19 protein-coding genes are annotated in these 21,801 nt (G+C 69.9%); 11 read left to right on the top strand and 8 right to left on the bottom strand.

Going from position 1 to position 21,801, the window contains the following annotated elements:
* The first annotated feature begins 56 nt into the window (after positions 1-56).
* Entirely contained in the window at positions 57-731 is a 675-nt protein-coding gene (locus ATK30_RS09530) for a pyridoxamine 5'-phosphate oxidase family protein (RefSeq protein ID WP_101435271.1), read from the top strand.
* On the opposite strand, the gene ATK30_RS09535 is transcribed toward ATK30_RS09530, so the two are convergent.
* Together ATK30_RS09535 and ATK30_RS09540 are read right to left on the bottom strand one after the other, a co-directional pair.
* Positions 703-2,154, bottom strand: a complete 1,452-nt coding sequence (locus ATK30_RS09535) for a sensor histidine kinase (protein WP_101435272.1) — start codon at positions 2,152-2,154, stop codon at positions 703-705. The two genes, ATK30_RS09530 and ATK30_RS09535, sit on opposite strands and share 29 nt — an antisense overlap.
* Complete coding sequence (locus ATK30_RS09540; protein WP_101440726.1) at positions 2,151-2,852, bottom strand: response regulator transcription factor; 702 nt, start codon at positions 2,850-2,852, stop codon at positions 2,151-2,153. The genes ATK30_RS09535 and ATK30_RS09540 overlap by 4 nt, the downstream gene beginning before the upstream one ends.
* Before the next feature lie 133 nt (positions 2,853-2,985).
* On the opposite strand from ATK30_RS09540, the gene ATK30_RS09545 reads away from it, so the two are divergent.
* From ATK30_RS09545 to ATK30_RS09555, 3 genes are read left to right on the top strand one after another with little or no spacing between them, the layout of a single operon-like run.
* The gene (locus tag ATK30_RS09545) at positions 2,986-3,357 is read left to right on the top strand and encodes a VOC family protein (protein ID WP_101435273.1); all 372 of its coding nucleotides are present in this window, start codon (positions 2,986-2,988) and stop codon (positions 3,355-3,357) included.
* Entirely contained in the window at positions 3,354-4,175 is an 822-nt protein-coding gene (locus ATK30_RS09550; protein ID WP_101435274.1) for a class I SAM-dependent methyltransferase, read from the top strand. Before ATK30_RS09545 ends, ATK30_RS09550 begins: the two co-directional genes overlap by 4 nt.
* Positions 4,176-4,185: 10 nt before the next feature.
* Positions 4,186-5,172 (top strand): asparaginase, encoded by a 987-nt coding sequence (locus tag ATK30_RS09555; RefSeq protein ID WP_101440727.1) that lies wholly within the window; start codon positions 4,186-4,188, stop codon positions 5,170-5,172.
* On the opposite strand, the gene ATK30_RS09560 is transcribed toward ATK30_RS09555, so the two are convergent.
* The 3 genes from ATK30_RS09560 to ATK30_RS09570 all read right to left on the bottom strand — a co-directional run bounded on the left by ATK30_RS09560 (position 5,173) and on the right by ATK30_RS09570 (position 7,710).
* The gene (locus ATK30_RS09560) at positions 5,173-5,652 is read right to left on the bottom strand and encodes a cysteine dioxygenase (protein WP_101435275.1); all 480 of its coding nucleotides are present in this window, start codon (positions 5,650-5,652) and stop codon (positions 5,173-5,175) included. It abuts the gene before it with no gap.
* Between the two features lie 229 nt (positions 5,653-5,881).
* Positions 5,882-6,907: an NAD(P)H-dependent glycerol-3-phosphate dehydrogenase gene (locus tag ATK30_RS09565; RefSeq protein ID WP_101435276.1), complete on the bottom strand. Its 1,026-nt coding sequence runs from the start codon at positions 6,905-6,907 to the stop codon at positions 5,882-5,884.
* Entirely contained in the window at positions 6,907-7,710 is an 804-nt protein-coding gene (locus ATK30_RS09570; protein WP_244194570.1) for a lysophospholipid acyltransferase family protein, read from the bottom strand. Before ATK30_RS09570 ends, ATK30_RS09565 begins: the two co-directional genes overlap by 1 nt.
* Before the next feature lie 116 nt (positions 7,711-7,826).
* On the opposite strand from ATK30_RS09570, the gene cofC reads away from it, so the two are divergent.
* From cofC to ATK30_RS09585, 3 genes are all read left to right on the top strand, one after another.
* Positions 7,827-8,441: a 2-phospho-L-lactate guanylyltransferase gene (gene cofC, locus ATK30_RS09575; RefSeq protein ID WP_101435277.1), complete on the top strand. Its 615-nt coding sequence runs from the start codon at positions 7,827-7,829 to the stop codon at positions 8,439-8,441.
* A 73-nt stretch (positions 8,442-8,514) separates the two neighbouring features.
* On the top strand, positions 8,515-10,926 hold the full coding sequence (locus ATK30_RS09580; RefSeq protein ID WP_208637309.1) for an RNA degradosome polyphosphate kinase: 2,412 nt from the start codon (positions 8,515-8,517) through the stop codon (positions 10,924-10,926).
* Positions 10,923-11,870 (top strand): NUDIX hydrolase, encoded by a 948-nt coding sequence (locus ATK30_RS09585; protein ID WP_101435278.1) that lies wholly within the window; start codon positions 10,923-10,925, stop codon positions 11,868-11,870. The genes ATK30_RS09580 and ATK30_RS09585 overlap by 4 nt, the downstream gene beginning before the upstream one ends.
* Positions 11,871-13,123: 1,253 nt before the next feature.
* Here the strand turns inward: ATK30_RS09585 and ATK30_RS09590 are convergent.
* The 3 genes from ATK30_RS09590 to leuC all read right to left on the bottom strand — a co-directional run bounded on the left by ATK30_RS09590 (position 13,124) and on the right by leuC (position 16,059).
* Complete coding sequence (locus ATK30_RS09590) at positions 13,124-13,765, bottom strand: HU family DNA-binding protein (protein ID WP_101435279.1); 642 nt, start codon at positions 13,763-13,765, stop codon at positions 13,124-13,126.
* Between the two features lie 243 nt (positions 13,766-14,008).
* Positions 14,009-14,611, bottom strand: a complete 603-nt coding sequence (gene leuD, locus ATK30_RS09595) for a 3-isopropylmalate dehydratase small subunit (protein ID WP_101435280.1) — start codon at positions 14,609-14,611, stop codon at positions 14,009-14,011.
* A 23-nt stretch (positions 14,612-14,634) separates the two neighbouring features.
* Entirely contained in the window at positions 14,635-16,059 is a 1,425-nt protein-coding gene (gene leuC, locus ATK30_RS09600; RefSeq protein ID WP_101435281.1) for a 3-isopropylmalate dehydratase large subunit, read from the bottom strand.
* A gap of 145 nt (positions 16,060-16,204) precedes the next feature.
* On the opposite strand from leuC, the gene ATK30_RS09605 reads away from it, so the two are divergent.
* From ATK30_RS09605 to ATK30_RS09620, 4 genes are all read left to right on the top strand, one after another.
* The gene (locus ATK30_RS09605) at positions 16,205-16,906 is read left to right on the top strand and encodes an IclR family transcriptional regulator (protein ID WP_009074079.1); all 702 of its coding nucleotides are present in this window, start codon (positions 16,205-16,207) and stop codon (positions 16,904-16,906) included.
* A 1,320-nt stretch (positions 16,907-18,226) separates the two neighbouring features.
* Positions 18,227-18,850, top strand: coding sequence for an HU family DNA-binding protein (locus ATK30_RS47665; RefSeq protein ID WP_037811736.1), 624 nt, complete (start codon positions 18,227-18,229; stop codon positions 18,848-18,850).
* Between the two features lie 821 nt (positions 18,851-19,671).
* On the top strand, positions 19,672-20,898 hold the full coding sequence (locus tag ATK30_RS09615) for a quaternary amine ABC transporter ATP-binding protein (RefSeq protein WP_183124334.1): 1,227 nt from the start codon (positions 19,672-19,674) through the stop codon (positions 20,896-20,898).
* Positions 20,891-21,775, top strand: a complete 885-nt coding sequence (locus ATK30_RS09620; RefSeq protein ID WP_101435282.1) for an ABC transporter permease — start codon at positions 20,891-20,893, stop codon at positions 21,773-21,775. Before ATK30_RS09615 ends, ATK30_RS09620 begins: the two co-directional genes overlap by 8 nt.
* The last annotated feature ends 26 nt before the right edge of the window (positions 21,776-21,801 follow it).

Here is a 21,801-nt window from a genome sequence, read left to right on the forward strand (position 1 = left end):
AAGTGTAGAAGAAGTGGACATTCAACGTAGCCACTTGCCCGGCCCACACTGAACGCATGAGCAGCCTTTCGCCCACCGAACGCACCACGCTCGGCCGCAAACGCCACCGCGCCGCCAGCGAGCGCGCGGCGCTGCACGCCGTGCTCGACGAGGCGCTGATCTGCCACCTCGGCGTGGTCCGCGACGGCGTCCCGCTGGTGCTGCCCACCGGATACGGCCGCGACGGCGACATCCTGTACCTGCATGGTTCCACGGGCGCGGCCAGTCTGCGAGCCGCCACCAGGGGAACCGACGTCTGCGTGACGGTCACGCTGCTCGACGGGATCGTCTACTGCCGCTCAGTGAACAACCACTCGGTCAACTACCGCAGCGCGGTCATCCTCGGCCAGGCCCGGCTGGTGACCGACCCGGACGAGAAGATGCACGGCCTGCACGTGCTCACCGACCACCTCTCCCCTGGTTCGTGGGAGCACGCCCGTGCGGTGAACAAGAAGGAATTCGCCGCGGTTTCGGTGATCGCGCTCGATCTGACCGAGGCGTCCGTGAAGCTCCGCGCCGAGGGGCCGGACGACGAACCCGAGGACGTCGCCGCGAACGCCGCCTGGGCCGGAGTGCTGCCGGTGCGCACGGTATTCGGCGAACCGGAACCGTCCGCCGACCTGCCGCCAGGCTGGACCGTGCCCGAGCACGTCGCGGCGCGGGTCACGAGGACAGCGGCAGCCGCACGGTAAACACCGTCCGCCCGGGGCGGCTCTCCAGCGAAACCGTCCCGCCGTGCTCCACCACCAGTGAATGCACCACCGACAACCCCAGCCCGGTGCCGCCCGCGGCCCGGGTGCGGGAGTTGTCGACGCGATAGAACCGGTCGAAAATCCGCTGCTGGTCTTCCGCGGAAATTCCCGGCCCGGCATCGGTGACGGTGGCGACGGCCATTCCGTCGGTCGCCGTCACCGCCAGCTCCACCGGAGTTCCCTCGGCGGTGTGCACGGCCGCGTTCGCCAGCAGGTTGTCCAGGACTTGTCGCAGCCGGGCCGGATCCGCATGCAGCAGCACCGGTTCCTCCGGAATCGACACCGTCAGCGGATGTCCCGGACGACCGGCCCGAAAGGCGTCCGCGGCAGCGGCGGCGATCTCGGTGAGGTCCATCCTCTGCGGCCGCACCGGCGGTTCGACGTCACGCGCGTCGAGGCGGGCGAGCAGCAGCAAATCGTCGACCAGCACGCTCATCCGCGCGGTCTCGGCCCGGATTTTCTCCAGGTGCGCCTCGCGTTCCTCCGGCTCGTTCGCGGCGGCGTAACGGAAAAGATCGGCATAGCCGCGAATCGACGTCAACGGCGTCCGCAGCTCATGCGAAGCATCAGCGACGAACCGGCGCAGCCGATCGTTCGCCTCGGTGCGCGCGGCCAGCGAAGACTCGATGTGGCTCAACATCAAGTTGAACGCCGTCCGCAGTTCCTCAACCTCCGCGCCGCCACCAGTACCGGACGCGCGCACCGGCAAATCCGCGGTGGCGGTGAGGTCGTGCGAAGCGATGTCGTGCGCGGTGCCGGCCATGTCCGACAACGGCCGCAACCCGCGCCGCAGCACCACTCGGCCAGCGACCACGAGAATCGCCAACGCGATCAGGAACGCGATCACTTCGATCAACATCAGCTGCCGCACCGTGTTGTCGAGATCCGCCTGCGGTGCGGCGCTCAACAACACCGTGCCGGTCCCGTTCTGCGAAGTCTCCACCGGACACGCCCGCACGCGGTAAGAACCCTGACCCGGCAAGGCGATGGTACGGAAAAGGTCGCCGCTGGTCGCTTCTTCGGCGACCTGCGCCAGCGGCCGCACGTCGTTCGGCAACGTGCTGCCCGGCTGCGGGACGGCGTGCCCCTCCCGCACGTCGAAAACCGCGGAGTACCAGGAGTAGACGACTTCCGGATTGTCCTTCGACTCGCGCAGATGCGGCACCTGCGCGACCTGGCTGGTCTTGAGCTGCTCGTCGAGCCGCCGGTTGAGGTAGTCGTGCATCAGCTCGACGGTCAGCGCGCCGACGATCGCGAACACCACCAGCGACAGCGCGCCCAGCCCGAACGCCAGCCGCGTGCCCAGCCTCGATGCGCGCCAAGCCCGGTACCACCGGCGGGCCCAGCGCCCGATCCGGTTCACTTGCCCGCCTGCCGCACCGAGTACCCGACGCCGCGCACGGTGTGGATCAGCGGTTCCGCCTCGGTGTCGAGCTTGCGCCGCAGCCGGGAGATCGCGAGTTCGACCACATTGGACCGTCCGCCGAAGTCGTACTCCCACACGTGGTCGAGAATCTGCGCCTTGGTGAGCACAGCCGGCGAACGCCGCATCAGATAACGCAGCAGCTCGTACTCGGTCGGCGTCAGCTCGGCGAGCTGACCGCCGCGCCGGACTTCGTGCGTCTCCTCGTCCAGGGTGAGATCGCCGACCTGCAGCACCACCGTGCGGGTGTCCGGCTTCTCGGACGTCCGGCGCAGCACCGCGCGCAGCCGCGCCATCAACTCCTCGACGGAGAACGGCTTGACGAGGTAATCGTCACCCCCGCGGGTGAGGCCGGCGACGCGGTCGGCGGTCGCGTCCTTCGCGGTCAGGAAAACCACCGGGACCGAGTCGTGTTTCTCGCGCAGTTTGTCGAGCACGGTGAAACCGTCGAAATCGGGCAGCATGAGGTCGAGCACGATGATGTCGGGGGCGAACTCCGCGGCGCGGGCGAGCGCGTCGGCACCGCATCCGGCCGTCACGGCCCGCCAGCCCTCGTAACGGGCGACGGTCGCGACCAGGTCGGCGATGTGCGGCTCGTCGTCCACGACCAGCAGCCGCACCGGATTCGGGTTCTCCACCCCGCCATCCTCCGCGACGGTCGCGCGGGCGCGCGAGCCGAACCCCGAGCTGACAGCCACTCGACAGGTTCGCCGTCGCGGCGAAGCCGGAAATCCGTCGCGCGCTTCGGGCATTCCGGGCAGACTCCGGGCCATGACCTCAGTCGTGCACAACATCACCGTCGACTGCGCGGACCCGTGGGAACTGGCCAAGTTCTGGACCGACGTGACCGGCCGCCCGGTCGGCGAGGACGACCACCAGGGCGACCCGGAAATCGGCATCACGCTCGACTCCGGCGTCACGCTGCTGTTCATCGCCGTCCCGGAACCCAAGGCGGGCAAAAACCGGCTGCACCTCTGCCTGCGGCCGGACGTGCCCCGCGACGAAGAAGTGGACCGGTTGCGCAAGCTGGGCGCGACCCTGCATTCCGATCACCGCCGCGAGGACGGCAGCGGCTGGGCGGTCCTCCAGGACCCGGAAGGCAACGAATTCTGCGTCCTGCGCAGCGCGGCGGAGAAGGCATGACGGATTCGTTCGAGGTCAATCGCGCCAACTGGGACGACCGCGCCCCGATCCACGCGCGCTCGGCGTACTACGAGTTCGACAAGTTCAAGGCCGATCCCGCGCACCTGAGCCAGATCGTGCGGTTCGACCAGCCGCGGCTCGGCGACGTTTCCGGGCTGCGCACCGTGCACCTGCAGTGCCACATCGGCACGGACACGCTGTCGCTGCACCGGCTCGGAGCCAGGATCTCTGGTCTGGACCTCTCCCCGGCGTCGCTCGCCGAGGCGCGCAAGCTCGCGGACGCCACCGGCGCGGACATCGACTACCACGAGGCGAACGTCTACGACGCGGTGGAAGTCTTCGGAGACAACGCGTTCGACCTGGTGTACACCGGAATCGGCGCGCTCTGCTGGCTGCCGAAGATCGTGCCGTGGGCGGAAGTCGTCGCGCGCCTGCTGCGACCGGGCGGACGGCTGTTCATGCGCGAAAGCCATCCGATGCTGTGGACGCTCGACGACGAAGCCGAACGCGCGTGGCCGAAGTACGACTACTTCGAGCATGACGAGCCGCTCGTGTTCAGCGACGACACCACGTACGTCGACACGGACGAACCGGTACGCAAGACGACCACGCACAGCTGGAACCATTCGCTCGGCGAGATCGTCACCGCACTGCTCGACCAGGGCCTGATCCTGACCGGGCTGACCGAGCACGACACCGCGGCGTGGAACGCGCTGCCACACGAGATGGAAGAGGCCGGGGGCGGCGAATGGCGGCTGCGCGACAACCCGCGCCGGATCGCCGCGAGCTACACCCTGCAGGCACGGTGCCCCGCATAGAGTGCGGGACATGACACGCATCGCCGTCGCCGCGCTGGGCGGCACCATCTCGATGGCTCCCGGACGTTCGAGCGAAGACGGCGTCGTGCCGCGGCTGAGCGCCGAGGACCTGCTGGGAGAACTGGGGTCCCGGCTTCCGATGGAGGTCACCGCGGCGACGCTGGCCGGGCTGTCGAGTTCGTCGATGGACTACGCGACGCTCGCGCGGACCCGGCAGTGGGGCATCGAGCAGATCGAGGCGGGCGCGGACGGTCTCGTGGTGGTGCAGGGCACGGACACGCTGGAGGAAACGGCGTACCTGTTCGACCTCACGTGGCCGTCCGACGCGCCGGTGGTGATCACCGGCGCGATGCGGAACCCGAGCCTGCCCAGCCCGGACGGACAGGCGAACATCCTCGCCGCGCTCACCGTCGCCGCCGATCCGCGCAGCCGCGGCCGGGGCGCGCTGGTGGCGTTCAACGACGACGTGCACGCGGCGCGGTGGGTGCGGAAGACGCATTCCAGCCACGTCGAAACGTTTTCGTCGCGGCCGGCGGGTCCGCTCGGCATGGTCGCCGAGGGAGCGGTGCATTACTTCCACCCGTCACCGCCGCGTCCGCCGGTGCTGCCGGGAGCCGAAGCCGTCGATTTCGTTCCCCTGCTGGAATCGGGGCTCGAAGATTCGGGCGAATTGCTGTCGCTGGTTCTCCAGGGCGGAGCGCGCGGCGTGGTGGTGGCCGCCAACGGCGTCGGACACGTGTCGACCGCGACGGCCGACGTGATCGCGGCGGCGGAAGTGCCGGTCGTCGTCGCTTCCCGGACCGGCGCGGGCCCGACTTTCCGCAGCACCTACGGATTTCACGGCTCCGAATCGAGCCTGATCCGGATGGGCGCGACGATGGCCGGATGGCTGTGCCCGCGGAAATCGCGGATCCTGCTGCAGGTTCTGCTGGCGGCGAGGGTCGGCCGGGAGGAGATCGAGCGGCAGTTCAGGCTGCGCGGCGACCTCGACCGCTGATCACGCGCGGAACGGCCCGTCCACCGGATTCGCCTGGTACGACCGCATCTGCCGACCGCCCTGGCGGTAGACGTGCACGCTGATGGCCGGGTCCGGGCCGTCGTTGCGCACCTCGTGCACGTAGCCCGGGCCGAACACCCGCGACTGCCCGGCCGACAGGCCGTGCACCTCGGTCACCGCGCGCCCGCCCGGGGCACGCCGCGCGACGGTTTCGGTCAGCCGCCCGGACACGACGGTGAACGCACCGGTCGAGAACGCGTGGTCGTGCAGGTCGGTGTGCTGGCCGGGAAGCCAGCTGAGCAGCCAGACCTCCTGGTCCTCGGTGCGTTCGACGAGGGCGGAGAACCGCTCGTCGGGGTCGTAGCGCAGCAGGCTGCCCCAGCGTTCCCGGTCGGCGGCCACGTCGACGGCGACGCGGACCGGGTGGCGCAGGGCGGGGTTCTCAGGACGCAGCAGGGTGTTGTCCGGAACGGCGAACATGAAAAGAAGTCCTCACGGGAAGAAGATGGGTGTCGAACTGGCCGGGGCTAGGTTCACCGACAACAGCGACACGACATGCCCATGACGGGGCGGAGGTCGGAAGACCCCGGCCGCATCGTCATCTCGCACGTCAGCATGCCGCACAGCGAACCAGCCCCGGAGCGCCTGGTCAACCCGTCCCACCCCCTGGACCGACCTCGGTGAGGGCAGGTTCACACCCGGGGACCGCTCAGCGCCACTCCGGCTTCCGCGACCGTCCGAGCAGCTCCGCGCCCGCCTGCCGCGGGTCGACGCCCTCGTGGCACACCCGGTACATCGCGTCCGTGATCGGCATGTCGGCCCCGTGCCGCTGCGCCAGCTCGCGGATCGACGAACACGACGCGACCCCTTCCGCGACCTGGCCGCCGGTCGCCGCCTGCGCCTCGGCCAGCGTTTCGCCGCGGCCGAGCCGTTCGCCGAAGGTGCGGTTGCGCGACAACGGCGACGAGCACGTCGCGACCAGGTCGCCGAGCCCGGCGAGCCCGGCGAAGGTCAGCGGGTCCGCGCCGAGTTTCGCGCCGAGCCGCGCCATTTCGGCGAGACCGCGCGTGATGAGCGTCGCCATCGTGTTCGCGCCCAAGCCCATCCCCGCGGCCATCCCGCAGCTGAGCGCGATCACGTTCTTGCACGCGCCGCCCAGCTCGCAGCCCACCACGTCGGTGTTGGTGTAGGGCCGGAAATACTGGTTCGACGTCGCCTGCTGCACCGCTTTCGCCCGCTCGTGGTCGGCGCACGCGAGCACCGCGGCGGCGGGCTGCCCCTCGGCGATCTCGCGGGCCAGGTTCGGCCCGGACACCACCACGATCTCGCCCGGATCGACCTCGGCGAGTTCGGCGATCACCTCGCTCATCCGCTTGAGCGTGCCCAGTTCCACGCCCTTGGCCAGGCTGACCAGGATCGCGTCCGGCGGCAGCAGCGGCCGCCAGCCGGTGAGGTTCGCCCGCAGGCTCTGGCTCGGCACCCCGACCATCACTGCCTGCGCGCCGTCCAGCGCCTCGGCCGCGTCGGCCGTCGCGGTGATCCGTTCCGGCAACACCGTTCCCGGGAGATACGACTCGTTGGTGTGCCGCTCCCGGATCTCCTCGGCGACGCTTTCCCGGCGCGCCCACATCGTCACGTCCCGGCCCGCGTCGCCGAGCACCTTCGCGAACGCCGTGCCCCACGAACCCGCGCCGAGCACGGTGACCCGCTGCACGTCGGCGGCGAAACCCGCCATCAGGCACCGTCCTCCGGCTTCTCCGCGGCGGCGGCCTCGTCCAAGGCCGTGGCCGGATCCTTCACCACGTCCGCCGTCCCGCTGTCGGCTTTCTTCGTTTCCGCCGCCGTTTCCGGCTTCTTCGCGGGCGGTTCCTCGTGCCGGATCTCCGCCAGCAGACGGGTCACCTCGTCCATCAGCACCGCGGTGACCTCGCGCAGGGTCGAGGCGCTGCGCGGGTTCCCGCCCCGGTACGCCGACAGGTCGATCGGATCGCCGACCAGGTGCGTCACCGTCTTGCGCGGGAACGGCGTGAACTTCTTGGTGTAGCCGTTGAAAATCTGGTTCGTGCCCCAGCGCGCGATCGGGATCACCGGCACGTCGTTCTGCAGCGCCAGCCGCGCCGCGCCGCTGTAGGCCTCCTTCGGCCAGCCGAGCGGGTCCTTCGTGATGGTGCCCTCGGGATAGATCACGATGACCTTGCCCTCTTGCAGCGCCTGGTGCGCGGCCTTGAGGCTGTCGCCGGCCGCGCTCGAACCGCGCGCCACCGGGATCTGGCCGGACCCGGTCACGATCCGGCCGAAGATCGGCACATCCTTCAAGCTCGCCTTGAGGAAGAACCGCGGCACCCGCTTCTGCCGGTGCACGAACACCGCGTCGACCGCCGGGTCCAGGTGCGAAATGTGGTTCATCACCAGCACCGCGGGGCCTTGCCGGGGGATTTTCTCCGCGCCGAGGTACACCCGCTTGCCGATCGCGGTCAGCGGATAGAACGCGGCGGCGGCCAGCCCCACCCAGAATCCGCCCTTCTCACGCCGTGCCACAGTTCTCCTCCTCGGGTCGCCTCTGCTCCGGGTGATCCTGCCGCGCGCCGGTTCGCGCAGTCCAGGGAGGGTGCGCTCACGCACGCGCGCGACGGGTTTCGGGTAAAGATGGACAGGTGGACGCAGACCTGGTCATGCCGCTGAAACCGCCGGCCGCGGGCAAGTCCCGGCTGCGCGGGGCGGTCGCCGCGCACCGGCACGCCGAGCTCGTGCTGGCGCTGGCCTGCGACACGCTTGCCGCGGTCACGTCGGTCGCCCGGGTCCGGCGCGTGCTCGTCGTCACCTCCGATCCGGCCGCGCTGTCCGAATTGGCCGGTCTCGGCGTCGAACTGGTCGCCGAACCGGCGGGCGGCGGGCTCAACGAAGCGTTGCGGCACGGCGCGGAGCTGCTGCGCGCGGACGCGCCGGGCGGAGTAGTCGGCGCGCTCCAAGCGGATCTTCCCGCGTTGCGCGCGGTGGATCTGGAGCAGGCGCTGACCGAGGCCGCGGGCCGCCGGGCGGTGGTGTTCGACCGGCAGGGCACCGGGACCACGCTGTTGCTGTCCGCGCCGGGAAAACCGCTCGACCCGCGCTTCGGCTCCGGATCCGCGGAACTGCATCGGGCCTCCAGTGCGATTCCGCTCACCCAAGCGCTGCCCTCGCTGCGCAGCGACGTTGACACCGAAGATGATCTACGACACGCCGCGAAGCTCGGTCTGGGGAAGCGAACCGCCGCGGTGCTCCCGGCCTGACCGACGCAATTGCGCCGACGTGTTCACTCGACCTTCATCGCGGTCTGCGCAAACCACAGCTTCGTAGTGAACAATGGGCGACGTGAGCACAGAAGACGGCAGCACTCCGGCCCGGCGGCGCGTGAAGAGCGGCAGCAGCGCATCCCCCTCGTCCCCGGCTCCGCGCACCGCGGGCGGCAAGGCGACCTCGCGCGGGACCGCCGACACCGCGGCGGCCCGTCGGGCTAAATCCAAGGCGGCTCCGGCGGACGACAACGCCAAACCGGCCAAGCGCAAGACCGCCTCGAGCGCGCTGCGCACCACGGCGAAGAAACCCGCCGCCCCGCCTGCCGCCGCGCGATCGCGCCGGACCACGACCGAGAGCGGCGAGGAATTCCGCTCCGTTCCGTCGGCCCCGCCCGCCGTCACCTCCGCGCCCACCGCGGTCGAGACGCTTCCCGACGACCGTTATTTCAACCGCGAGCTGTCCTGGCTCGACTTCAACGCGCGTGTGCTCGCGCTGGCCGAGGACGAATCGCAGCCGCTGCTCGAACGGGCCAAGTTCCTCGCCATTTTCGCGTCCAATTTGGACGAGTTCTACATGGTCCGGGTCGCCGGGCTGAAACGGCGCGACGGCACCGGCCTGTCGGTGCGCAGCGCGGACGGGCTCACGCCGCGCGAACAGCTCGACTACATCGCCAAGCGCAACCAGGACCTGGTCGAGCGGCACACCGCCGCCTTCGAGCAGCATCTGCGCCCGGAACTGGCCGAGCAGGACATCCGGCTCGTCGGCTGGGCCGACCTGTCCGGGGCCGACCAGCTCCGGCTGTCGAGCTACTTCTCCGAGCAGATCTTCCCGGTGCTCACGCCGCTCGCGGTCGACCCGGCGCACCCGTTCCCGTACATCTCGGGGCTGTCGCTCAACCTCGCGGTGACGGTGCGAGACCCGCAGGGCGGGCTCGAACGGTTCGCGCGCGTGAAGGTGCCGAGCAACGTGCCGCGGCTCATGCGCGTGGAGACCGAACGCGGCAACCGGTCCGCCACCTTCCTGCCGCTCGAGGAACTGATCTCCGCGCACCTGAGCGATCTGTTCACCGGCATGGAGGTCACCGAGCACCACGTCTTCCGCGTCACCCGCAACGCCGATTTCGAGGTCGAGGAAGACCGCGACGAGGACCTGTTGCAGGCACTCGAACGCGAGCTCGCGCAGCGCCGGTTCGGCCCGCCGGTGCGGCTCGAGGTCGCGCAGGACATGAGCGAGCACATGCTCGAACTGCTGCTGCGCGAGCTGGAAGTCGATCCCGAGGACGTCGTCGAGGTGCCCGGGCTGCTCGACCTCACCTGCCTGTTCCAGCTGTCGGGCGTCGACCGCAAGGAATTGAAGGACCGGCCGTTCGTGCCCGCGACGCATCCGGCGTTCGGCGAACGCGAGACGCCCAAGAGCGTGTTCGCGACGCTGCGCGAGGGCGACGTCCTGGTGCACCACCCGTACGACTCGTTCTCCACGAGCGTGCAGCGGTTCATCGAACAGGCCGCGGCCGATTCGAAGGTGCTGGCGATCAAGCAGACGCTGTACCGGACGTCCGGCGATTCGCCGATCGTGGACGCGCTGATCGACGCCGCCGAAGCGGGCAAGCAGGTCGTGGCGCTGGTGGAGATCAAGGCGCGGTTCGACGAGCAGGCCAACATCACCTGGGCGCGCACGCTGGAACGCGCGGGCGTGCACGTCGTGTACGGCTTGGTGGGCCTCAAAACGCACTGCAAGGTGTCGATGGTGGTGCGGCAGGAGGGTTCGACTATCCGCCGCTACTGCCACATCGGCACCGGCAACTACAACCCGAAGACCGCGCGGCTGTACGAAGACCTCGGCCTGCTGACCGCGGACCCGAGCATCGGCGCGGACATCACCGACCTGTTCAACGTCCTCACCGGCTATTCGCGCCAGGACACCTACCGCACGATCCTCACGTCGCCGCACGGCATCCGCCGCGGCATCGTGCGCGCGATCGGCGAGGAGATCGAACTCGCGCGCGCCGGGCTCGAAGCGGGCATCCGGATCAAGTGCAACTCGCTCGTCGACGAGCAGGTGATCGACGCGCTGTACCACGCTTCGCAGGCCGGCGTTCCGGTCGACGTCGTGGTGCGCGGGATCTGCTCGCTGAAGCCGGGCGTCGAGGGATTGAGCGAGAACATCCGGGTCCGCTCGATCCTCGGCCGGTTCCTCGAGCATTCGCGGGTGTTCCACTTCCGCGCGGGCGGCACGCACTGGATCGGCAGCGCGGACATGATGCACCGCAACCTCGACCGCCGGATCGAGGCGCTGGTGCGGGTCAAGGACCCGAAGCTGACGCGGCAACTGGACGAGGTATTCGATTCGGCGCTCGACCCGCACACGCGCTGCTGGGTGCTCAGTTCCTCGGGCGAATGGCAGCCGTTCCCGGCCGCTGGTTCGCAGGTGCGCGACCACCAGCTCGAACTCGCGAAGCTGCACGGGGCGGTCGGATGAGCGTGGACGTCCGGGCCGCCGGCGCGGTGCTCTGGCGCCGTGCCGGGGACGGGTTCGAGGTCGCCCTCGTGCACCGGCCCCGCTACGACGATTGGTCGCTGCCGAAGGGAAAGGTCGACCCCGGCGAGACGATCGCGGCCACCGCGGTGCGCGAGATCGCCGAGGAGACCGGGTTCCGCGCGGTGCTGGGCCGCTACGTCGCGCAGACGACGTACGAGGTTCCCGCGAAGAACAACGGGCGGCCGCTGCGCAAGAGCGTCGACTACTTCAGCGCCGAAGCCGTTTCCGGCGCCTTCGAGCCCAACCACGAGGTCGACGAACTGCGCTGGCTCGACCCGATCGCGGCGGAACGGCTGCTCACGCGCCCGGCGGATGTCCGGGTGCTGCGAGAGTTCTGCGCCCTCCCGCCCGCGCAGACGACAGTGTTGCTGGTGCGGCACGCCAAGGCGGGCAAACGCGAGGACTGGACCGGCGACGACGACCTCCGTCCGCTGTCGGAAGCCGGTCAGCGCCAAGCGGCCGCACTGCGGGACCTGCTGCCGCTCTTCGGCCCCGATCGGGTGTACTCCGCGCCGCGGCTGCGGTGCGTGCAGACCGTCGGCGGAATCGCGGAGTCGCTCGGCGTCGAGGTGCAGCACGAGCCGTTGCTGTCGGAGGAGGGCTACTGGCCCGACCCGCTGCTCGGAATCCGCCGCCTGCTGGCGATCGCGGCCGACGGGGGCACCCCGCTGATCAGCAGTCAGGGCGGCGTGATCCCGGACCTGGTGAGCGCGCTGGCGGACCGGGACGGCCTGGAACTGCCCGCCGCCCGCGACGGCGTGGTGCCGAGCAAGAAGGGCTCGCTGTGGGTCCTGTCGTTCTGCCCCGGCGACGACGGACCGGTTCTGGTGAGCGCGGATTATTACCCCAGCCCGCTGCCCGCTCCGGTGCCCTCGGCAGGCTGATCTTTTTCACCGGACGTCGTTCTCGTTCGCGGGTGCTGCCGCCATTCGGCGGGCCGCGGATTCTATAGAGACCGGTATTGCTGAGCGGTGCTCAGCAATTGTCCCGGGTCCCGGCATAAGCGACGTCCGAGACAGCCTCGAGGGGTTTAATTACCCCCGGCGGGGATTTATCTCCAGGCGTCGGATTAGCCCTCCCGGACAGTGCGCCGATTACCTTCCCTCGGTGTCCTGGCACGCGGTCCGGACGCCGGAATCTGTTGTCTTATCAGCAATCCGGCGGGGTTCTTTTCGACGCCCGGACAGCCCGCCGACCTCGGGAAACGCTGTCTTCTCACTGCCGCAACACCCATCCGGACCGAGGCCGCGGCAACCCCGGTGAGGCAGCGAATTCCCGATCTCCGGCGACGCTCTCCGCTGCTCAGCCCGTTCGGCTGCTCAGCCCGTCCCCGCACCGGCTCGCCCAGGAACCACGCGCCCTCAACGGCTTCCAGCACGCAGCGCCCCCTGCCCCCATGCCACATCAGCCGACCGCCCCGGCCTCCTCACCTGGTGTGGAATCCCGGCGCACCACAACGGCTCAGCCGCACCGCCACCCCAGCCCGCCCGCCGAACCGCCCCGGTACCGCGACCCGATGCCCGCATCGCCTCGCCAAACTGTGGCACCGCATCCAGCGCCGCAACTCCGCCCGCCACAACAGGTCAGCCACCCGCCCTAGCAGGTCGACACCACAATCGGCCCGCCAGCACGGCAACTCAGCCCGCTGATCCGGACACCCACTGAGCCGAACCCAGCCGCCGAATCCACCGCGCCAGCACGACAACGCCGCCCCGCATCACCACTGTGGGCACCCTGCCTGGCCGAACCGCAGTCCCCACAGCCCGCCGCACCAGCACCACGACGCCGCCCCGGCCCATCAACCCGAACACCACACCTGGCCGAACCGCAGTCCCCACAACGCCTCACTGCTCCCCCGCTGCCCCGGCCCCGCAAGGTCTCACCGTTGCCCCGCCAACCTCCAGCCCCACAACGCCTCACCCCTCCCCAGCCAGCCGACCAACCCCTCAGCGCATCACCGCTGCCCCGACGACCCCCAGCCCTCGCAACGCCTCACCGCTCCCCCACCAACCCACGCCCCAATAACCCCGCCCTCCGCACCGACTCCCGCCCGTCCAGCCGAGAAACCCCCGGAAACGCGGCAGGGCCCCGACCTCACCCGAGGTCGGGGCCCTGCCGCGAAGCGACGATTACCGAATTACTTCTTCTTGGCCGCCGAGGTGCGCTTCGCCGGGGCCCGCTTGGCCGCGGCCGTGGTCTTCTTCGCTGCCGTGGTGGTCTTGGCGGCAGGCTTGGCGGCGGCCTTCGCCCGCGTGGTGGTGGCCTTCGGGGCCGCCTTGGCGCGGGTCGTGGTCGACTTCGCGGCCGTCGCGCGCGTCGTCGTCTTGGCCGCGGTGGCCTTGGCGGGAGCCTTGGCCGCGGTGGCGCGAGTGCGCGTGGCGGCGGGCTTCGCCGCGGTGGCACGGGTGCTGCGCGTGGCGGTCGTCGACGCGGCGCGGGTGCTCGTGGCGCGCGCGGTGGTGCCGGTGGCCCGCTTCGCCGCCGTGGCCTTCGGCAGCTTCTTCGAACCGGAAATCACGTCCTTGAACGTGGTGCCCGCGCGGAACGCCGGAACGTTCGTCTTCTTCACTCGCACGGCTTCGCCGGTGCGCGGGTTGCGCGCGGTGCGGGCGGCACGAGCGCGCTTCTCGAACACCCCGAAGCCGGTGATGTTCACCTTTTCGCCCTTGTTGACCGTCCGGATGATGATGTCGACGAGACCGTCGACGGCCTCCGAAGCAACCTTTTTGTCGCCCAGACGCTCCGACAGCGCCTCGATCAGCTGGGCCTTGTTGGCCATTCCAGTCCCTCCAAGAAGAACTCTTCGTCCACGGCCAGGTCGGCCGGCTAACGCACACGGTATTACCAAGACAGCACAAATTCCAAACGGCACGCGAAATTTTCCCTTGCGGCGGGAACGGTTCCGCCCTCCCGAAGGACCCGTTTCCGGTCCCGGGAGGCTCCGTTTGGCGCGGGCGAAGAGGGGGCCCGCCGGGGCGGGATTCCCTTTCCGAGCAGGGAATCCGCGCCCCGGCGGCGCGGTTCAGGAGGTCGCGGCGGGCAGCGTCACGGGCTTCCAGGAGGGCCGCTGGGACTCGAACGCGTCGATGTCCCCCGCGTGGCGCAGAGTCAGCGCGATGTCGTCGAGTCCTTCGAGCAGCCGCCAGCGGACGTAGTCGTCGATCTGGAAGGGCGCGGTGAAGTCCTTGGCCCGCACGGTCTTGGCTTCGAGGTCCACCGTCACCTCGGTGCCGGGCTCGTTCTCCAGCAGCTTCCAGAGCAGTTCGACATCCGACTGCTCGCACTGCGCGGCGACGAGGCCGCCCTTGCCGGAGTTGCCGCGGAAGATGTCGGCGAAGCGGGACGAGATGACGACCCGGAAGCCGTAGTCCAGCAACGCCCACACGGCGTGCTCGCGCGACGAACCGGTGCCGAAGTCGGGCCCGGCGACGAGCACCGAGCCGCTGGAGAACGGTTCCTGATTGAGGATGAAGTCCTCCTGCGCGCGCCAGGCGGCGAACAGCCCGTCCTCGAATCCGGTGCGGGTCACGCGCTTGAGGTAGACGGCCGGGATGATCTGATCAGTGTCCACGTTGGACCTGCGCAGCGGGACCCCGATCCCGGTGTGCTGGGTGAACGGTTCCATGGTGGGAGCTCCTCTCGGGGAAGTCAGGCGGGCAGGTCGGCGGGCGAGGACAGCGTCCCGCGCACGGCGGTGGCGGCGGCCACGAGCGGCGAGACGAGGTGCGTGCGGCCGCCCTTGCCTTGCCGCCCCTCGAAGTTGCGGTTGGAGGTGGACGCGCTGCGCTCGCCGGGGGCGAGCTGGTCCGGGTTCATCCCGAGACACATGGAGCAGCCTGCCTGCCGCCATTCGGCTCCCGCCTCGGAGAAGACCTTGTCCAGGCCTTCCTCCTCGGCGGCCTTGCGCACTCGCATCGAACCGGGCACCACGAGCATCCGGACCGAATCGGCCACCTTCCGCCCGCGCAGGACCTCGGCCGCGGCGCGCAGATCCTCGATCCGGCCGTTGGTGCACGAGCCGAGGAACACCGTGTCCACCGCGATCTCGCGCAGCGGGGTGCCCGGCTTCAGATCCATGTAAGTCAGCGCCTTCTCCGCGGCGAAGCGCGCGTTCTCGTCCGCGATCGCGGCCGGGTCCGGCACCGTCTCGCTCAGCGGCAGGCCCTGTCCCGGGTTGGTGCCCCACGTCACGAACGGCGTCAGCTGGTCCGCGTCGAGGTGGACTTCGGCGTCGAATTCCGCGCCCTCGTCGGTGCGCAGTTCGCGCCAGGCGGCGACGGCGGCGTCCCAGTCCGCGCCCTTCGGAGCGTGCGGACGGCCCTTCAGGTAGGCGAAGGTCGTTTCGTCCGGCGCGATCATGCCGGCGCGCGCGCCCGCCTCGATCGACATGTTGCAGATGGTCATCCGGGCTTCCATCGACAGCTCCTCGATGGCCTTGCCGCGGTACTCGAGGACGTAGCCCTGCCCGCCGCCGGTGCCGATTTTGGCGATCACGGCGAGGATCACGTCCTTCGCGGTGACGCCCGGCTGCAGCGTGCCGTCGACGTTGATCGCCATCGTCTTGAACGGCCGCAGCGGCAGCGTCTGGGTGGCGAGCACGTGCTCGACTTCGGAGGTGCCGATGCCGAACGCCATCGCGCCGAACGCGCCGTGCGTGGAGGTGTGACTGTCGCCGCACACCACGGTGGTGCCCGGCTGGGTCAGGCCGAGCTGCGGTCCGATCACGTGCACGATGCCCTGTTCGGCGTCGCCCATCGGGTGCAGCCGGACGCCGAACTCCTTGCAGTTGCGGCGAAGCGTGTCGACCTGGGTGCGGGACACCGGGTCGGCGATCGGGAGGTCGATGTCCACCGTGGGGACGTTGTGGTCCTCGGTGGCGATGGTGAGGTCGGGGCGGCGCACCTTCCGCCCGGCCAGCCGCAGGCCGTCGAACGCCTGCGGGCTGGTCACTTCGTGCACCAGGTGGAGGTCGATGTAGAGCAGATCCGGTTCGGCGCCTTCGCCTCGGCGCACGAGGTGGCTGTCCCACACCTTCTCCGCCAGCGTACGAGCCTTGCCGGTGGGGCTGGTCATCTCCGGCTCCTTCCTCGGGATCGGCCGGGAGCACGGAACCCGGACGATGCCGGTGAGGAGGGGGCAGCCGCGGCTGTCCGCGGCTCCGGGTTTCGTTTTTCCCAGATTCTGGACTTCCCACACTGCGGGAAGATAGTATCGCGTCGTGGGACAGCATAGCGGTATCGGAGTACTGGACAAAGCCGTGGCCGTGCTGCAGGCCGTCGCCGAGGACCCGTGCGGGCTGGCGGAACTGTGCACGCGCACCGGGCTTCCGCGCGCGACCGCGCACCGGCTCGCGGTCGGGCTCGAAGTGCATCGCCTGCTGCGGCGGGGGCCGGACGGGCGCTGGCGGCCGGGCACCGCGCTCGCCGAACTCGCGGGCGGCTCGACCGACCCGTTGCTCGACGCGGCGAGTTCGGTGCTGCCGAAGCTTCGGGACATCACCGGCGAAAGCGTTCAGCTTTACCGGCGCGACGGCGTGCAGCGCGTGTGCGTTTCGACCGCGGAACCGCCGAGCGGTTTGCGCGACACGGTTCCGATCGGTTCGCGGCTGCCGATGACGGCGGGCTCGGGCGCGAAGGTCCTTGCCGCGTGGTCGGATCCGCACACGCAGCGGACGATCCTCGCCGACGCGGTTTACGGCGAACGCACTCTGCTCGAAGTACGCCGCCGCGGCTGGGCGCAAAGCGTCGCCGAACGCGAACCGGGCGTCGCGAGCGTTTCGGCCCCGGTGCGCGATTCCTCGGGCACAGTCGTCGCCGCGGTGTCGGTGTCCGGCCCGATCGAACGCATAGGGCGCAAACCCGGCGCACGATGGGCAGCGGACCTTCTCGCCGCCGCCGACGCGCTTCAGGAACGCCTCTGACACCCGCTCCCACCGCGCACCAACCCCAGGCCGCCTCCCCGCCACCCGGCGGGGAGGCGGCCTTTTTCGCACAGCCGACCCCGCGCACGACGAACGCACTCGGCGAAGCACGCCGGTCCCAACACCGCCCAACGCGACCGCGGCACCGCGAACGCCCCGGCACGCGATTCCCCGACGCCGCCGTCATCGCCGACACCCCTGTGCCGGTCTCCGGCCCGCCCGAACACATCGGCCCCAACCCGGGCTGCCGCCCCGCCGCACCGGCAGGAGACGCCTTTCCACCCCATGACGACTCACGCCGACGCGACCTAAGGCGAACCCCACTCCGCGCAACGCACGCCGCGGCTGTCCCAAAACATCGCGAACCCGGCACCGCGAACATCCCGGCCCCGGCATGCGATTCCCCGCCACCGCCACCGCGCCGATCCCGAACGCCTCAGCCGCCCGCCGCGCCTCAACCCGGCGCGCCTTCCCGGCGCACCGGCACTCGTCTTGCGCGCAGACGACCCCACACCGGGCACACCCGAAGCACACCGCCACCGGACCCACTGCGTCGCCCAACACGAACCCGACACCCCGAACGCCCCAACCCCAGAACGCGATTCCCCCGCCACCGCCGCCCCGCCGATCCCCGACCCCGCCCGAACACGTCAGCCGCAAACCGCGCCCCAACCCGGCCTGCCTTCCCGGCGCACCGGCAGTCGCCTTGCGCACGCACGACCCCACCCCGGACCCACTCCACGCGAAGCACACCGCCAACCAGACCCCAGGGTCGCCCAACACGAACCGGGCACTCCGAACGCCCAACTCCAAAGCGCGATTCCCCGCCACCGCCGCCCCGCCGATCCCCGACCCCGAACGCATCAGCCGCAAACCCGGCGCACGACCCTCGCCGCCGACGCCCTCCACGAACGCCTCCGACGCCCCTCTCCCACCGCGCGCCAACCCCAGACCTCCTCCCCGCCACGCCCGTACGGGGCAGCCTTTTTCGCGCGGTTTTCGATCGTCCTCAGTAGACCGTCCGGCCGCTTCGAGGGTCGCCCGAGCGGACGCGCACGACCCGCCCGGAGAGCCCCCAGAGAAGGCAAAACCGCAGGACAACGGGTGTCTACATGCGACTTTGCCGGTGCCCCAAGCACTCTCGCGGGTCTTCCGGCCAGTGAAAGAATCCGGCGACGCGGCCCCCTCGCCGACTTGCCGGTTACCCGACACGGCAACGAAAAAGGCAGGTCCCGATTGGACTTGCGAAGTCTATGGGTGATAATGACTGCGTTCGGCCTGTATGGCCGTATAAAACAAGTTCTGGTTGGAGGAACTGGAATGGCCAACAAGGCCCAGCTGATCGAAGCTCTGTCGGAGCGCATCGGCGACAAGAAGGCAGCCGCGGAAGCCGTCGACGGTCTCGTCGACATCATCATCCGCACCGTCCACAAGGGCGAAAAGGTCACGATCACCGGCTTCGGTGTCTTCGAAAAGCGCGCTCGTGCCGCCCGCACCGCGCGCAACCCGCGCACCGGCGAAGCCGTGCGGGTCAAGAAGACCAACGTTCCGGCGTTCCGCGCGGGCACCACGTTCAAGGACGTCATCTCCGGCTCGAAGAAGCTGCCGAAGGCGACTGCCGTGAAGCGTGCGACCGCCAGCACCGCGAAGGCGACCGCCACTCGCGCCACGGCGACGACCACCACTCGCGCCAAGGCCACCGCCGCCAAGCCGGCCGCCACCCGCACCCGCGCCACCGCGGCCAAGGCTCCCGCCAAGGCCACCGCCGCGAAGGCCACCACCACCCGCGCCAAGGCGACCGCCACCAAGGCCACCGCGGCCAAGGCGGCTCCGAAGGCCACCACCACGCGGGCGAAGGCCGCCGCCAAGCCGGCCGCCAAGAAGACCACGGCGACCGCGAAGAAGGCTCCGGCCAAGCGCACCTCGGCCGCGAAGAAGAAGTAACTCCGGTTTTCCGGAACATCCCGACAAGCCCCGCCCGGCTTCTCCCCGGGCGGGGCTTGTCGCATCTCTGCCCCTTTTCCGCCCTGGAGACGCCGCCCGGCAGACGGGCGCGGCACCCCGCACACGTGATGACCGAGGAAGATGCCGCGCCGCCCGTGGCGCGATCCGATTCCGAAGCGGCAGAAGCGCGTTCCGACGACCGCCTTCAAGATCCGTTGGCGCGCTTGCCCGTCCGGATCTCGTCGACCGCGAGGCCGCACTCAGCACCGCGGAATCGGCGGACACGGCGTCGCGCGAGCCTCCGCCGTCTGGACGGCCGCGGATTGTCCCAGCCGGACCACATCGGCGCAGCGCGAAGGAAATCGAAGGAAGGCCCCCGCGTTTTCCTGATCGCACCGGCCATCCCGCACCCGTCCACGGTCGATCACCTGTTCCCCCAAGCAACTGCGAACGCTCGCTCGAAGCGGCCGCCGGGGTTTCCTTGCCGTGTCCGGTCCGGCACCATGCGTGGCCGCCGGGTGTCCGCGATCACCCAGGCCACGCAAGGTCCACAACAGACTATCGGGTTGTTATGCGAACGTGACAACCACGCACGGCACCCACTGGTAATCCGGTCGGGCGAACCGGCGAATCCGTACTGGTTTCGCCAGCGCACACCCTCTTTTCCCCGTCGCCGCAGCGGTGTCTCGCGGGCGCGCGCACCGCGTCCGCGAAAGTGGGTGCCGGGCCACGAAAACCGGCCGTCATCGGTGAACTGGTCGCGCGATGGGCTCCGATCAGTGTTGGTCTATGCAATCATGTCGCCCGGCAAAGGACCCCGAATGCGAGAACATGAGACGACTGTGCCGATAGTTCGTGTGGAGAAGCTGTACAAAGTGTTCGGCCGCCGGGCGGAAGAAGCGGTCGGCAAGCTGGAGAAGGGCGTCGACCGCGCCGAACTGGACCTGCCCGGCGTGACCGCGGCGGTGATCGACGCCTCCTTCACCGTGGAGCGCGGCGAAATCTTCGTGGTGATGGGACTGTCCGGTTCGGGCAAGTCGACCCTGCTGCGCACGCTGAACGGATTGCTCCCGGTCACTTCCGGCCGGGTGCTGGTGGACGACATCGACCTCACCGACAAGTCCGCCGCGCAGGTGCGCGAGCTGCGCCAGCGGCGGATGAGCATGGTGTTCCAGCACTTCGCGCTGTTCCCGCACCGCACGGTCGCGGAGAACGTCGCCTACGGGCTGAGCGTGCAGAACGCTCCGCGCGAGCGGCAGCGCGAACGCACCGCCGAAGCGCTGGAGATGGTCGGGCTCACCGGATGGGAGGACCGGTTGCCCGGTCAGCTTTCCGGCGGGATGCGCCAGCGCGTCGGCCTCGCCCGCGCGCTGGCCGCGGACACCGAGATCCTGCTGATGGACGAGGCGTTCAGCGCGCTGGACCCGTTGATCCGCAAGGAGATGCAGGACCAGCTCCTGATGCTGCAGCGGCAGCTGGGCAAAACGATCGTGTTCATCACGCACGACCTCAACGAGGCGATGCGCCTCGGCGACCGGATCGCGATGATGCGCGACGGCCGGATCGTGCAGGTTTCGACCGCGCAGGAGATGCTCACCGAGCCGGCCGACGAGTACGTCGCGAGGTTCGTGCGCGACGTCGACCGCAGCCGGGTGCTCACCGCGTCCGCCGTGATGGCGCCCGCGGAAATCTCGTTCACCCCGGCGACAACCGTCGTCGAAGCGCTGGAAACGATGCGCCGGAACGAACTCTCCGGCGTGCTGGTGACCGAGGACGGCAAGTTCGCCGGAGCGGTCGACCGGCGTGCGGTGAGCGACGCCGCCGACCGCGGCACGGAAACGATCGCCGGACTCGTCGACCGTTCCGCCGCGCGCACCGGCCCGGAAACCCAGATGGCCGAGCTGTTCGGCCACGCCGCTTCCGCGCCTGCGCCGCTCGCGGTGGTCGGGGCCGAGGGCGAACTGCTCGGCGCGGTGACCCGCGAGGCGCTGCTGAACGCGCTGAGCACCGGAGAAAACGACGCCCAGGAGGTGAACGCCCGTGTCTGACAACCTCCTCGTCGGCGACCTGCCGCAGATTCCCGTCGGCACGTGGTTCAAGGCGATCATCGACTGGCTGCAGGGCAACATCGGCCCGTTCTTCGATTTCGTCGACAAGATCGTCAACGGCGCGGTCACCGGGCTCGCCTCGGGCCTGACCTGGCTGCCGTGGCCGGTGCTGGTCGTGGTGTTCGCCGGGCTCGGCTGGTGGCTGCGCGGCTGGAAGTTCGGCCTCGGCTCGGCGATCGGGTTCGCGCTCATCGACAGCCTGCGCGAATTCCCGTCCGCGATGCAGACGCTGTCGCAGGTGCTGATCTCCGGCGTGGTCGCGGTGGCGATCGCGGTGCCGGTCGGGATCGCGGCCGCGCGCAACGAAACGGTGAGCCGGATCGTGAAGCCGATCCTGGACTTCATGCAGACGCTGCCCGCGTTCGTCTACCTGATCCCGGTCATTTTCTTCTTCTCGATCGGCCCGGTGCCGGGCGTGGTGGCGACCGTCGTGTTCTCGCTGCCGCCGGGCGTGCGGCTGACCGAACTCGGCATCCGCCAGGTCGACCCGGAAATGGTCGAGGCGGGCGAGGCGTTCGGCTCGCCGCCGCGGCGGATCCTGCGGGAGATCCAGATCCCGCTCGCGATGCCGTCGATCATGGCGGGCATCAACCAGATCATCATGCTGTCGCTGTCCATGGTCGTGATCTCCGGCATGGTCGGCGCGCCCGGGCTCGGCGCCGAGGTGTACGCCGCGGTCACGAGCCTGAAGCTGGACCTGGGTTTCAACGCCGGTCTCGGCGTTGTCGTGCTGGCGATCTATCTCGACCGGCTCACCTCCTCGCTGGGGGCGCGCTCGGCGGTGGGCCGCGCCCTCCGCCGGGCCGACGCGGCCTGATCCACCTCCACCGCAACGAGAAAGGA

The organism is Amycolatopsis echigonensis, from assembly GCF_002846615.1.
Lineage (GTDB): Bacteria > Actinomycetota > Actinomycetes > Mycobacteriales > Pseudonocardiaceae > Amycolatopsis > Amycolatopsis echigonensis.

What these genes read in the sequence shown, in the direction of transcription:
- leuD (WP_101435280.1), bottom strand. Translation starts at nt 14,611, where the DNA reads ATGGAACCGTTCACCCAGCACACCGGGATCGGGGTCCCGCTGCGCAGG.
- ATK30_RS09615 (WP_183124334.1), top strand. Translation starts at nt 19,672, where the DNA reads ATGCGAGAACATGAGACGACTGTGCCGATAGTTCGTGTGGAGAAGCTG.
- ATK30_RS09560 (WP_101435275.1), bottom strand. Translation starts at nt 5,652, where the DNA reads ATGTTCGCCGTTCCGGACAACACCCTGCTGCGTCCTGAGAACCCCGCC.
- ATK30_RS09585 (WP_101435278.1), top strand. Translation starts at nt 10,923, where the DNA reads ATGAGCGTGGACGTCCGGGCCGCCGGCGCGGTGCTCTGGCGCCGTGCC.
- ATK30_RS47665 (WP_037811736.1), top strand. Translation starts at nt 18,227, where the DNA reads ATGGCCAACAAGGCCCAGCTGATCGAAGCTCTGTCGGAGCGCATCGGC.
- ATK30_RS09580 (WP_208637309.1), top strand. Translation starts at nt 8,515, where the DNA reads ATGGGCGACGTGAGCACAGAAGACGGCAGCACTCCGGCCCGGCGGCGC.
- leuC (WP_101435281.1), bottom strand. Translation starts at nt 16,059, where the DNA reads ATGACCAGCCCCACCGGCAAGGCTCGTACGCTGGCGGAGAAGGTGTGG.
- ATK30_RS09530 (WP_101435271.1), top strand. Translation starts at nt 57, where the DNA reads ATGAGCAGCCTTTCGCCCACCGAACGCACCACGCTCGGCCGCAAACGC.
- ATK30_RS09545 (WP_101435273.1), top strand. Translation starts at nt 2,986, where the DNA reads ATGACCTCAGTCGTGCACAACATCACCGTCGACTGCGCGGACCCGTGG.
- ATK30_RS09565 (WP_101435276.1), bottom strand. Translation starts at nt 6,907, where the DNA reads ATGGCGGGTTTCGCCGCCGACGTGCAGCGGGTCACCGTGCTCGGCGCG.
- ATK30_RS09550 (WP_101435274.1), top strand. Translation starts at nt 3,354, where the DNA reads ATGACGGATTCGTTCGAGGTCAATCGCGCCAACTGGGACGACCGCGCC.
- ATK30_RS09590 (WP_101435279.1), bottom strand. Translation starts at nt 13,765, where the DNA reads ATGGCCAACAAGGCCCAGCTGATCGAGGCGCTGTCGGAGCGTCTGGGC.
- ATK30_RS09555 (WP_101440727.1), top strand. Translation starts at nt 4,186, where the DNA reads ATGACACGCATCGCCGTCGCCGCGCTGGGCGGCACCATCTCGATGGCT.